The organism is Pantoea sp. BS_8 (assembly GCF_041954965.1).
Taxonomy (GTDB): domain Bacteria; phylum Pseudomonadota; class Gammaproteobacteria; order Enterobacterales; family Enterobacteriaceae; genus Pantoea; species Pantoea stewartii.
The window spans coordinates 91,926-104,647 of sequence record NZ_JAVAXU010000009.1; the positions used below are offsets into that span (position 1 = coordinate 91,926).

Here is a 12,722-nt window from a genome sequence, read left to right on the forward strand (position 1 = left end):
AATTAAGGGATAAATTTAGCGCGCTAAAGTGTGTTCCTGCACATCTGCTTTAACCAGGAGAACACCATGAATCAGCGCGAGTTTATTCGTAGTTTGCTGGAATGGATAGAAAGCAATTTAGGACACGATCTGCATCTGGACGAAGTCGCCCGCCGGGCGGGCTATTCCCGTTGGCACTTACAGCGTTTGTTTCGCCAGCACACCGGTTTCTCACTTGCCGAGTACATCCGCCAGCGCCGCCTGACCGAATCGGCCCTGACGCTGCTCAACAGCAATGAAGCGATCCTGCAGGTGGCGATGAACTACGGCTTTGATACGCAACAGGCCTACACGCGCACCTTTAAAAACTATTTTATGATGACGCCCGGCCAGTTACGACGCCAGCGCCGTGTTGAACCGGATCGCTTGTTGTTTCCTCTCGCCATGGCCAGTTAGTCTCTGTATGGACATTGCCATCCTGATCGCTTGTGGCAATGTCCATACATCGCCCGCGCGATGTTCTGCCTCCTTTCCGCCGTGATGTTGTCAGCTTTCCTGACGTTCCTTTATGCTTAACGCCTGATACATGGCGCGCCTGCCATGTTGCACCCGGCGGCAGCATGCCGCGATGTCCGCAGGAAGCCCATGAATAACAGCGATAACCTCATCGCCATGATGGTGTTTGCACGCGTGGTTGAACTAAAAAGCTTCACAGAAGCCGCGCGCGTACTCGGCGTGTCAAAATCCCACATCAGTCGGGAGATCGCCGGACTGGAACAACGGTTGGGGATCCGTTTACTGCAGCGCACCACCCGCAGGATGACCCTGACCGAATTAGGCCAGGCTTACTATCCCTACTGCGTGCGCATGCTGGATGAAATGCAGCGGGCAGAGGCGTTTGTTCAGGAGACGCATCAACATCCCGTTGGACATGTGCGCCTGCAGGCTCCCGTTACCTTCGGCTGTCAGTGCATCGTTCCCATCCTCAATCGCTTTCTGCGCGGTCATCTGCACATCAACGTCGACCTCAGTCTGACGGATAACAACGACGAGACGATGGGCGAAGGCGTGGATGTCGCGGTTATCATCCGCGCTCATGCGCCACGTCAGGGCAATTTCCGGGTACTGAACGATATCCACTGGGGGCTGTATGCCGCCCCGGCTTATCTGGCGCAGCATCCTGCTATCTCGCATCCTCGCCTGTTACCACGCCATGATTTATTGATGTTCCACGGTCCGGCACATACGGCTGCGCTGCCTTTTCGCCGTGATAAACAGCGCCTGGCGGTGGATGTCCGCAGCCGCTTTCGCGCTAACAACAGCATGGCTTTGTTGAATGCCGCGCTGGCAGGCACGGGTATTGCCTATTTGCCTTCGTACATGGTGCAGGAAGCCTTGGCGCAGGGCACGATTGTGCAGGTGCTGTCAGAGTGGCAGATGGATCGCTTGCAGAGTTACCTGCTGGTGCATCAGGACAGTCTGGCGGTTTCCGCGGTCAATCTGCTCTGTGATGTGCTTATCAGCCAGCTCAGTGGTCGCTGATTGTTGCAATACAGCAACAAACTATGCCAGCAGACAAATATCCCGCCCTCACTGTTGTTGTCTCGTGACCATTGGTAGCCTGAATCCCTGAACATAAGGGGGATATCGCATGGCAACCGCGTCGGAAGCACCTGACTCTGAACACTGGCAACGCAACTTGTGGGTTTGCGTATTCGGTTCCTTTATCACACTGGTAGCGATGACGCTTCTGCTGCCGTTTTTGCCGTTGTATGTGCAACAGCTTGGCGTCAACGCACCCGCTGCAATTGCTCGCTGGTCGGGCATCGCCTATGGTGCCACCTTCTTCAGTGCGGCCTTAACCGCGCCGCTGTGGGGGAAACTGGCCGATCGCTACGGACGTAAGCTGATGCTCATCCGCGCCAGTCTGGGTATGGCAGTAGCCATGGCGCTGACGGGCATGGCGACGGCGGCCTGGCAACTGGTGGCGCTGCGTTTACTGGCGGGATTACTGGGCGGTTATGCCTCCGGTTCGACCATTTTAATTGCGGCACAAACGCCCAAAGCGCACACCGGATGGGCTCTGGGTGTGCTGGCATCCGGCATGATGGCCGGTAACATTGTTGGTCCGCTGCTGGGTGGCGTCCTGCCGCCGCTGATAGGGATCAGAGCGACCTTCTGGCTGATGGGGGCGATCATCTTTGTGGCCTTTCTGGCGACGACCTTTTTACTGAAAGCGCGGCCGCCGGTGCGAAAAACCGACCAGGAGCTGTCTCAGCCGGTTGACGACCCGTCGCCGCACAAGCTTGTTAACGTCAGGCTGATGTGGCTCTCAGGCATGCTGCTGATTTTTGCCAACATGTCGATTGAGCCGATCATTACCCTGTATATCGGCCAGTTTTTACATGAGCAGCATGCCATAACGCTGATGTCGGGTGTGGTCATGGCGGCAGCCGCGCTGGGCAGCATTCTTTCCGCGCCTTATGCCGGCAGGCTGGCCGACCGTATCGGCCACTGGCGCGTACTGAGTGGCGGATTGCTGAGCTGTGCGCTGTTACTCATTCCGCAGGCGTTTATTACCGACGCGTGGCAACTTCTGCCTCTGCGCTTTTTGATGGGGTTGGCGCTGGGCGGATTGATGCCCTGTATTACCGCCATTATTCGTCACACTGTTCCGGCCACGCAGGTGGGGCGGATGCTGGGCTATTCCACCTCGGCGCAGTATATCGGGCAGGTAACGGGGCCGGTGTTCGGCGGGTTTATTGGCGGCGCATGGGGCATGCGGCCCGTCTTTCTGGCGACCAGCCTCGTGGTGGGCGTGTGCGCCTGGCTAAACTGGCGGCAGGGCAGAAAGGGCGGAAGGTCGGCATAAAAAAGGCGGACCGGAGTCCGCCTTGTTTTTACAGGTTCAGGTTATTTCTGGTCCGGCAGTGCATAGGCAATGACATAATCGCCCAGTTTGGTACCAAATGAACCATGGCCACCGGCAGCAATCACGACGTACTGCTTACCGTTAACTTCATAAGTCATTGGTGTCGCCTGACCGCCTGCTGGCAGACGCGCCTGCCATAGCAGCTCACCGGTATCGGTGCTGTAAGCACGCAGGTAGTTATCGGCCGTTGCGCCAATAAAGAACACTTTACCGGCTGTGGCGACCGGGCCACCCAGCATTGGCATACCCATTTTGAATGGCAGCGGCACTGGCGCACTGTCACGAACGGTACCAATACGTTGCTTCCAGACGACCTTGTTGGTTTTCAGGTCAACTGCCGATACATAACCCCATGCAGGCTGTTTACAGGGCAGACCAAACGGTGACAGGAACGGATTCAGTTCCACGCCATACGGCACGCCGTACTGCGGCTGAATACCGGTTTCGGTACCGGAACCGCCTGTTGCGCCGGCTGGTGGCTCTTCCGGGTTACCCGGTCCGCGCGGAATCAGCTTGGACACAAACGGCAGTGCCATTGGGTTGGCAATGGCAATCTGACGATGCGGATCGACCGAAATCCCGCCCCACTCAAACATGCCCAGGTTACCCGGGAACACCAGCGTACCTTGCTCAGAAGGCGGGGTGAACGGACCTTCATAGCGCAGGCGTTTGAAGATCACGCGGCACACCAGTTGGTCGTACATCGTGGCGCCCCACATGTCCTTGTCCGTCAGATTCTGTTTTGGACGGAAGGTCAGTTCAGAGTAAGGCTGAGTCGGAGAGACGTGGTCGCCTTTTGCGGCACCCTGTGGAACCGGGGTTTCGGGGGCCGGTACAACGGTTTTACCGGTACGGCGGTCCAGGACGAAAATGTTCCCGGTTTTCGCTGGCGCATAAATCACCGGCACGGTGTTACCGTCTTTATCGGTAATATCGGCCAGCGTCGGCTGCGACGGCAGATCCATGTCCCACAGATCGTGATGCACGGTCTGATAAGACCACACCAGCTTACCGGTGGTGGCATTCAGGGCCAGGACGCTGCTCGCATAACGCTCCTGCTCTGGGGTGCGGTTACCGCCCCAGATATCAGGCGTTGTCACGCCCATAGGCAGATAAACGATATCCAGTTTCGGATCGTAGACCGCAGGTGCCCAGGAGTTCGGCGAGTTCATGGTGAACGTGTGTTCATCCGCCGGTATCGCGTTAGGATCTTTCGCACCCGGATCAAATACCCACAGCAGTTTGCCGGTATTAACGTCAAAACCACGGATAACGCCGGATGGCTCACGGGTTGAGAAGTTATCGGTCACCGCACCCGCCATCACGATGGTGGTGTCGGTAATCACTGGCGGAGAGGTCGGCTCATACATGCCAGGCGTAGTGACCGGCTGTTTGTGCTGAAGATCCAGCTCACCGTTATTACCAAAGGCCGGGCAACGTTCACCGGTTTCCGCATCCAGTGCAAACAGGCGACCATCGTTCACAGGCAGGTAGATACGACGCGAGCACAGCGCAGGCTGCGTATTCGCGGCATCTTTAGCTGCCGGGAACTCGTGGTAGGACACACCACGGCAGGTAACATGCTGGAAGGTTGGGTCAGTTTTCAAACCGGGATCAAATTTCCATTTCTGCTTACCCGTTGCCGCATCCAGGGCGAACAAAATCTGGTGAGGTGAGCAGAGATACAGCGTGTCGCGGATTTTAATCGGCGTCACTTCATCGGTGATTTCACCGGGATCGCTCGGCTTTTTCATATCGCCGGTCTGGAACTGCCAGGCAACCTGCAGCTCTTTCACGTTATCGTGATTGATCTGCTTCAGCGGTGAATAGCGTGTACCTTGCTGATCGCGTGCATAAGCTGGCCAGTCAGCATCGGCAACATTGCTCAACGGCTGAGCCTGCGTCGCCGTATCTGCTGTGGCAGGCACGGCGCCGTTAACAACCTGCGGATCGTTAAAGACGGCATAGGCTAATACGACTGCACTGGCCACCAGGGCAACCGCCATCGCACTCAATGGGCCTTTGCCTGGGCGATAAAAGACCCGGTAAACAAAAGGCAACACCAGCCAGACGCCAAAAATGACCAGGACATCGGTGCGAGGTGCCAGCGCCCAGAAGTCAGTACCGACTTCCCAAACGCCCCATGCCAGGGTCGCCAGCAGCAGTAATGCATAGACCAGCAGCGCAGCACTGTTTCGACGCCAGAGCAGAAAAGCGGTAAGCAGCATAGCTGCACCACCAATGATGTAGTACCAGGAACCACCAATCGTGGCTAACCAGATACCACCAATTAACATGAACGCACCCGTTAGCACGGCGAACAGCACCGTTAAAAAACGGACCACGCTAAAGGATGAGGAGTTTTTCCCCATAATGTTGACCTCGTTTCGTTGCCATAAAACACAAGAAAACAATCAGATAGATTGTTTTCAGTCATAAAGTACAAAAGTTAAAGGCATTCTTAATTAGGCTCTTCCGTTAAGCTCGATGATCCAGATGTGTTAAATGTTATAGCAAAATTGGTATGAGTTTTGATTTTTTTGGCTTAAAACTCTTAACAACGCACCTAAGGCAACACTTTAGAAGGGGTTAATGGTTCATCTCGATATGATCCATTACTAATCGAACGCAGGAAAGGTTAAAGCGTAAAAGGAATGAGATCGCCCGATAAACGCTGTAATTGCCAGCCGCTGATGTTCACGGCTGCGAGTTGTTCTGCGCTTAACGTTGGATCATAACCGCGGACGAATATCTCGGCGCCTTTTTCCCTTAACGATTCAATTAAGAAAGGAAAACTAAATTTCCGATAGTTGTCATTAAAGAAGGTTTCACTCAGGACAATTGCGGAAAAGGGAAAAGATTCGACTAAATGCCACTCTGCGCCAGGCGGTGCGAAATCAAAAAGCCAGAAAGCATAGGTGTTAATTAATTCCAGTAATCTTTCCCGGTAAAGCAAAAGACTGTGATAATTAATACCAATACGCACCCGTGAATCCTGCAAAGGTAAATAACGCGCAGGCTGATTCATCCATTCCTTTAACTGGCGATCGCACAGCGGAATAATCATTAATGCTGCTTCAGTTGCAAGGTGATTGTGTAATGAAATAATGTTGTCGTCATTAAGTATCATTTTCTCAGGACGTGCAAAGTCCGCATTGGGAAGATGATAGCAAATACCGGCCACCTGGCTCGTGACGTGATGAATAGGCTCAGTAATATAAGGGTTATATAAGCTATTTTTCATTATCTCTTCGAAACGTTTTTTATGTTTGCTGTGCGTTATATTTTTTCATTAACAAAGTGAAGTACGGCAATGAATATACGCTATTCTGTTGGCAAACACATTATCTCACTCTTCTTATTAGGCATTCATTTAACTTTATATGACATCTAATTATAACGTTGAATGGTTTTTCCAGACGTGATTACTGCACGCATGTTAATTTAGCAACACGCGATAACTTTACGAAATCGGGAAAGTCCGCAGTTAAGATTCACAGAATAAACTGTCGTGTTTTTGCCTGACTTACCGCTTCGGTTATGGCTTTATTTTCTCCTGGCTAAAGTTAGCAGCAGAGTTATCGGTTTTTTTTATCGTTCGCACGTAATTATGATTGTGATAATCGTGACAGAAAACGCGACCAGATTGCTAAATAGCGGGACGAATTGAGGGGCGTACGAAACGGTATGGCACGCCGGACAGGGCGGGTACAGGCATTGTCCTCAACGCCCGAAGAAACCGGGCTGTGGCTGACTGGTCCCTGACGCCGCAAGGCGCGTGCAGCGCCGAATGGCCTGCTTACAGGAGCCACTCTGAATGTGGCTCCTGTAAGCAGGCAGCCACACTGGCGCGCCTCAGCGTGAACCTGATGAAGGCGTCGCAGGTGCGGAGCGTCGTTCACGCACAGGCTGTCAGCAACCTTTCGTGTCGGCGGGCAGGCTGGTAAGAAACGGTACGTTTCCCTTTGCCCTAAAAAAAAACCGGCCCAGAGGGCTGGTTTGAGTGAGGTACCAGTCAGTGATGCTAGCGATCAACCTGATGCTCTCGGGGGAGAAAAGATCAGGAGGGAACTAAGGCGTTCCCGTTTTTCCCAGGTTGGCGTCAAAATTTTTCCAGCTTTCGGTCAGATCGATGACGCTGCGGGTTTTGCGCGCTTCGTCAATCTTAATGGCCGTCAGGCCCGCTTCCAGTGCATCGATCACAGAAACTTTTAGCGGCGTGCCCTGCTTAATATGTTTCACGATCTCTTCAGCCATCAAGGCATCGGCCCCGTAGTGGCCATCGTAGGCATTACCGTTATAGATGGTTTCAACCTCTTTTTCGCCGGTACGTGCGTTGTGCACGCGAAAATAGTTACGGACAAAATCGCCCTCGGCCATGCCGTCAGTCCCGATCACGCAGAAGCGACGGAACTCGTCCGGGACATTCAGGTTGGCGTGAAAGGCGAGCGTCGCGCCACTGGCATATTCAATCAGGGCCGTCTGGTAATCGACGATGTCCGCATCGCTGTCAAAGACCGCGTCGGTACTCGCCCAGCCACTCGGTTTAGTATGGTAAATCTCAGACTGCGCATTCACTGCGCCCTGCGGCGCATGTTGCGGTGTAAAGGATTTGCGTCCACCAAAGCTGGCAACCCGCACAGGACGTTCCTGCATTAATCCCTGATAGAGATCGATGTCGTGACAGCATTTTTCCAGAATATAGGGGCCGGCATATTTTTCCAGCCTGCGCCAGTCGCGCTGAAAGAACGCGCCATGGTAAGGCTTGATATGCTCAGTGGCTTCAATTGAGGTAATTTCACCCAGCCGACGATCGTCCCGTGCGGCCAACAGATCGTGGTACAGCGGTGAATAGCGCAGCACCAGCCCAACCAGGATTCGGTCTTCACCGTACTGGCGCACCAGTCTTGCCATCGCCATCGTCTGTTCTTCATTGATCACGACAGGCTTTTCCGTAAATACGGTATAACCTGCTGCCAGCGCCTGCGTGACATGCTCAAGATGCATAAAGTTTGGCGAGCCCACCAGCAACAAATCAAAGCCGCCGTGCTGCAGCAGCGCGTCAATGGAGTCAAACGCCTTGCCGGGATCGATACCAAAACTGTGCAGATTCGGCAGCCCGGCAGGTGCGGGATCGTAATAGCCTACCAGCGAAAATGCGGGATCGGCTTTGTGAAACTCTTTAACCACGTGAGAAAGACGAAAGCCGAGACCAATAATGCCTACTTTCATGGGAAACCCCTGATCCTGAGTTCTGACAACGGTAATCACGCCGCTGACCGGACGTTATGGTTGAGATGCTGACCACCAACTTATTACGATGGAAAAAGTAATGTCAATAACGGGTTGTGTGATTTGCGTACGTATTTTTTGTTATTTAACTGATTTTAAATAAAAAATAGTTATTGTTTTTTCCCTATATTTATTTGTTATTGCGATTTAAGTTTTTTTCACCTATCGTTCGCAGATTACAGAATCGAGATGAGTTAAGGCGGGAGGAAGCGCGTGCAATCACACTATCTCCTTGGTATTGATGGCGGCGGCACCCAGTGTCGCGCACGGTTAACCGACAGCGAGGGCACGCTCCTGGCCCAGGCTGTGGGCGGTCCCGCTAACGTCTGGTCCCAGTTCGATGCCGCACTGAACAGCGTTGAACAGTTAATCGCGGCGGTGCTGTCTCAGGCCGGCCTGGCCCCCGAGGCGCTGTCTCACACGTCGCTGGTAGCCGGTTTAGCAGGGGCCAATGTGGCCTCCGTTCAGGCACGTCTGGCACAATGGCAGCCCGACTGCGCGGCCCTGCAGGTCGTCAGTGATGTGGAAATCGCCTGCGCCGGTGCGCATGCGGCGGCACCGGGCGCGGTCTTTATTACCGGCACCGGGAGCCAGGGCGCGGCATGGGATGGCGAACGCTTTACGCTGCTGGGCGGCTGGGGATTTGCGCTTTCCGACCAGGGATCGGGCGCTGAGCTTGGTCGACGGGCACTGCGACTGGCGCTGCTGGCGCATGAAGCCATTGTTGAACGTACCGCATTGACGCACAGCCTGATGGCGCGTTTTGATCACAGCCCGGAATCCATGCTGCTGTGGACGCGCGATGCCATGCCGGCCGACTGGGCGCGCGTGGTGCCCGAGGTTTTCGCCGCGGCACATGCAGACGATCCTCATGCGACCGTCTTACTGCGGCAAACCGCTCACGATATTGGTTTGATGGTGAATCGTCTTTCCGCCATCAGTCAGGGGCAGGTTGCGTTAATGGGCGGGCTGGCAACCCCGATTTTGCCCTGGCTGGCAAGCGATGTGCAGGCTCGCCTGGTCGCTGCGCAATACGATGCGCTGGACGGCGCATTAATGATGGCACGATCAAATCTGAGGACTTTATGATCGCTCCCAACGTCACCGCGCGCATTCTGCGACTGATTGTGGAACATGCGCCCATCAGTCAGTCTGACCTGAAGGTTCGCAGTGGACTCAGTATGTCGACCGTGTCTCAGGCGACCAACCGCCTGCTCGCCCAGGGCATTGTGCAGGAGCTTGGCCTGCGGCGGGTCTCAATGGGGCGGCCTAAAACGCTGCTGGGGCTGAATCCCGATCGCGCCAGCGTCATCGGAATCCAGCTGAATGCCGAACGTAACCTGATCGTCATGACGGATCTCAGCGGCAATTTGCTGGGGGAACAGCAGATGCCTGCGGGCGCGATCACGCCGCGTCAGTTAGGCGACGCACTGGCCAGGTTTTTACGCGGTGTTGAAGAAAAACACGTCGGTGCGATTGGCCTGGCCCTGTCCGGTTTAGTCGATGCCGAAAACGGCTACTGCATCCGGTCTAAAGTTCTCGACTGGGAAAATGTCCCCATTGCGCAGCTACTGGAAACGCGCTTTTCTCTGCCGGTCTTTATCGAAAACGATGCCAACGCGATGGCGATGGCAACGATGGTCTTTGGGCAACTGGGTCATGCACAGTCTGCCGTTATCGCCACGTACGGCAAAGGCATCGGTGCGGGCATCATTCTCAACCGGCGACTGTACCGTGGACGGCACGGCAAAGCGGGCGAAATTGGCAATGGCCTGGTCGGTGATGGCTCGATGCGCCTGCTGGAGGATGTGGCCTCGTCCCGCGCCATTCTGCAACGTGTGGCGCAGGATGAGGAGGGCGGTCCGTTAACGCTGCAGGCGCTTGATCAGCGTCCGACGGCCGATGTGCTGGCGGCGCTGGAAGAGGCCGGTCGTGAGCTGGGAATTTCACTGGCAAACCTGTCGGTCGCCTACGATCCGGATATCGTTTATCTGGCTATGGAGCCGCATATGGCCTCGCGTATTCTTTTAGACCATATCACCCAAAGCTTTCAGGCCTATCGTCTGAAGCTTACGCCTCATATGACACCGCTGCAGTTTCTGACCGAATCCAACCGGATGTGGGCCCTGGGCGCGGCGGGTTTCGCCGTGAACATGCTGCTCGACCTGCTGGCTGCACAGGCAGACGAAGAACCGGTGACCTGACGAGGGGCACGCAGGCCGCTGGTACGATGATGCGGTCTGCACTGGTGAAGCTGGAAAAGTCATCTGACGGCGCCGGGGCGCCATCCGGTTTAGCGCAGACGCTGCCCCTGCTCATCAAACAGCAGGCAGTGATCGGTCGACAGTCCCAGCCTGACCGCCGTCCCCAACTCACGTGGCTGAGCCTCACGTTCTTCTACCACCAACATCTGTTCAATGCCCACATCCAGATAAAGGTAGCTGGTATGGCCCAGCATTTCGGCAAAGGACAGCGTTCCGCTAAATTGCTGTGCAGATGGTGTGGCGGCAGCGGGCTGAATATGTTCAGGGCGAATGCCCAGCGTTACGCGCTGACCTTCATGGCAGGGCGCCTCAATCTTCAGTACCAGCTGCGTGATGGCCAGATCAGGGACGGTTAACTGCACTTCGCCCTGACGCGTCGCCGTAATCTCAGCCCGCAGGAAATTCATCTTCGGTGAGCCAATAAATCCGGCCACAAACAGGTTGTCGGGATCGCTGTACAGGCTCAGCGGCGCGCCCACCTGCTCAATCTTGCCTTTACGCAGCACGACGATGCGATCGGCCAGCGTCATTGCCTCAGACTGATCGTGAGTAACATAGATCATGGTATTGCCCAGTGAGGCATGCAGACGGGCGATTTCAATGCGCATCTGCAGACGCAGTTCGGCATCCAGGTTGGACAGCGGCTCATCAAACAGGAAAATGCGGGGATGACGAATGATGGCCCGGCCAATGGCGACGCGCTGGCGCTGACCACCGGACAGTGCGCGCGGCAGGCGGTCTAACAGTTCTGTCAGGTGTAAGCGCGCGGCGGTCTGTTCAATGGCCTGGGCAATCTCCGCTTTTGATTTCTTCATTACCTCTAACGGATACGCCAGATTGCCGCGCACGGTCATATTGGGATAGAGCGCGTAAGACTGAAAGACCATGGCAATGCCGCGTTCGGTGGCAGGCTGGCGGGTCATGTCTTTGTCGTCGATGAGCAGCTTTCCGTCCGTAATCTCTTCCAGTCCGGCGATCATGCGTAGCAGGGTGGATTTGCCACAGCCGGAAGGCCCGACAAACACAACAAACTCGCCGCTGTTTATGGTGAGATCGACCCCATGAATCACCCCGATGTTGTCATAGGACTTCTTAACGTTCTGTAAGCGCAGGCTGGTCATAAGCTTCCCCTGATCAAAGTAACTGGCCCATATAGATGGCGTTGCTGCGCAGGATATGGCTGAATCCCAGGCGTTGATAAAACGCGCAAACCTGCTCATTTTGCAGGCTGACGCCAAGATGGACACCGCGCACACCCGCGTTGCGCAGGGCTGCCAGTTCATGTTCGATCATCCTGCGTCCCCAGCCGCCCGCCTGAACGGGCGGCAGAAGATTGATATGCAGATGGGCAGGCCACTGCGTCACCAGCGCCTGTGCGGCAGGCTCAGGCTGACGGATACTGTCAAGGATCTTGCTGTCGTAAGGGGCGACAGGTGTGCGATCGCGGTATTTCTCCTGCAGCCGGGGCCACCAGTCGCGTGCAAGCTGCGCTTCAAAGGCGACGGTATCCGGTGTGGCAACGACATATCCCATCACCTCACCCTCAACCTCCAGCACAAAGGCAAAATCCGGGGCAAAGCGTGCATAGGGCACCGCAAAGCGCTGCCCGGGATACTCAGGGTCGGAATAGCAGTGACTGGCATCTTTTCCAGCATTGGCCGTTTCCAGACAAATACGGTAGAGCGCGGGATAATCCGACGCGGTCGCCGGACGAATGACACCTTGATTCACCATCGTCATTTCTCACAGGTCAGTCATTGAACAATCTCACGTTAATGAAAGCTGACTTAGTTTTCAAGATGGAATAATTACCGTGCTGTCAGTGGGCTTCCCGTTATGCCCGCGCTCTGCCTGACCAGACCAGTCTCCGTGCACCCTTGTGGCGTGCTACCGCAAGGCCTGCGCGGATTACCCGTTTAAATTAAAAGTTAAAAATGTGAGCGTCATAGGATTTTCATATTTTTTATCAGCAGGTTATTACGTCATTTTGGCGGTGGATTATTGTGCTGCTGCGGAAAAGATCAGCATGAATATTACGCTGCATTTCTTTTTATCACCCCGCGCTTATTCGGATAAGCGGGCTGCCAGGTTGATTTTTTGCGCAGGCTCACAACCTGGCAATTCCGCCGGCCCGGTGTTTGACTTTATTTTTTTATTAAAGTAACTATGGATGAGAAGGTGAGTTATGCGGCTTCAGTCTGCGGGAGTGCAGACCGTGTGAAGAAAGGATGCCCGTCCTCTATTGGAGAAAGTGA

Annotated in this window: 11 protein-coding genes; 6 read left to right on the forward strand and 5 right to left on the reverse strand. The window is 54.8% G+C overall.

Going from position 1 to position 12,722, the window contains the following annotated elements; translation table 11 throughout:
* Positions 1-66 precede the first annotated feature (66 nt).
* From RAC65_RS16310 to RAC65_RS16320, 3 genes are all read left to right on the forward strand, one after another.
* Positions 67-435, forward strand: coding sequence for a helix-turn-helix domain-containing protein (locus RAC65_RS16310; protein ID WP_006121688.1), 369 nt, complete (start codon positions 67-69; stop codon positions 433-435).
* Between the two features lie 189 nt (positions 436-624).
* Positions 625-1,521 carry a LysR family transcriptional regulator gene (locus tag RAC65_RS16315; RefSeq protein ID WP_054634654.1) on the forward strand — a complete coding sequence of 299 codons (897 nt, stop codon included), beginning with the start codon at positions 625-627 and terminating at the stop codon, positions 1,519-1,521.
* A gap of 109 nt (positions 1,522-1,630) precedes the next feature.
* Positions 1,631-2,851 carry an MFS transporter gene (locus tag RAC65_RS16320; RefSeq protein ID WP_375096891.1) on the forward strand — a complete coding sequence of 407 codons (1,221 nt, stop codon included), beginning with the start codon at positions 1,631-1,633 and terminating at the stop codon, positions 2,849-2,851.
* Between the two features lie 41 nt (positions 2,852-2,892).
* Here RAC65_RS16320 and RAC65_RS16325 read toward each other — a convergent pair whose 3' ends face one another.
* The 3 genes from RAC65_RS16325 to RAC65_RS16335 all read right to left on the reverse strand — a co-directional run bounded on the left by RAC65_RS16325 (position 2,893) and on the right by RAC65_RS16335 (position 8,143).
* A complete protein-coding gene (locus RAC65_RS16325; protein WP_039339042.1) occupies positions 2,893-5,283 on the reverse strand; it encodes a glucose/quinate/shikimate family membrane-bound PQQ-dependent dehydrogenase in 2,391 nt (796 codons plus the stop codon).
* Positions 5,284-5,549: 266 nt separating this feature from the next.
* Positions 5,550-6,155: a hypothetical protein gene (locus tag RAC65_RS16330; protein WP_033739027.1), complete on the reverse strand. Its 606-nt coding sequence runs from the start codon at positions 6,153-6,155 to the stop codon at positions 5,550-5,552.
* 827 nt (positions 6,156-6,982) lie between these two features.
* Positions 6,983-8,143 carry a Gfo/Idh/MocA family protein gene (locus tag RAC65_RS16335; RefSeq protein ID WP_058707832.1) on the reverse strand — a complete coding sequence of 387 codons (1,161 nt, stop codon included), beginning with the start codon at positions 8,141-8,143 and terminating at the stop codon, positions 6,983-6,985.
* Between the two features lie 273 nt (positions 8,144-8,416).
* Here RAC65_RS16335 and RAC65_RS16340 point away from each other — a divergent pair, with 273 nt between their 5' ends.
* Positions 8,417-9,292 (forward strand): BadF/BadG/BcrA/BcrD ATPase family protein, encoded by an 876-nt coding sequence (locus tag RAC65_RS16340; RefSeq protein ID WP_039339041.1) that lies wholly within the window; start codon positions 8,417-8,419, stop codon positions 9,290-9,292.
* Positions 9,289-10,407, forward strand: a complete 1,119-nt coding sequence (locus RAC65_RS16345; protein ID WP_033739033.1) for an ROK family transcriptional regulator — start codon at positions 9,289-9,291, stop codon at positions 10,405-10,407. Before RAC65_RS16340 ends, RAC65_RS16345 begins: the two co-directional genes overlap by 4 nt.
* 89 nt (positions 10,408-10,496) lie before the next feature.
* Here the strand turns inward: RAC65_RS16345 and RAC65_RS16350 are convergent, their stop codons facing one another.
* Complete coding sequence (locus RAC65_RS16350) at positions 10,497-11,588, reverse strand: ABC transporter ATP-binding protein (protein ID WP_033739035.1); 1,092 nt, start codon at positions 11,586-11,588, stop codon at positions 10,497-10,499.
* A gap of 13 nt (positions 11,589-11,601) precedes the next feature.
* Positions 11,602-12,201, reverse strand: coding sequence for a GNAT family N-acetyltransferase (locus RAC65_RS16355; RefSeq protein ID WP_172913030.1), 600 nt, complete (start codon positions 12,199-12,201; stop codon positions 11,602-11,604).
* Between the two features lie 202 nt (positions 12,202-12,403).
* Between RAC65_RS16355 and RAC65_RS16360 the strand changes: the two genes are divergently transcribed.
* Entirely contained in the window at positions 12,404-12,631 is a 228-nt protein-coding gene (locus RAC65_RS16360; RefSeq protein ID WP_152607470.1) for a hypothetical protein, read from the forward strand.
* Positions 12,632-12,722: the final 91 nt, after the last annotated feature.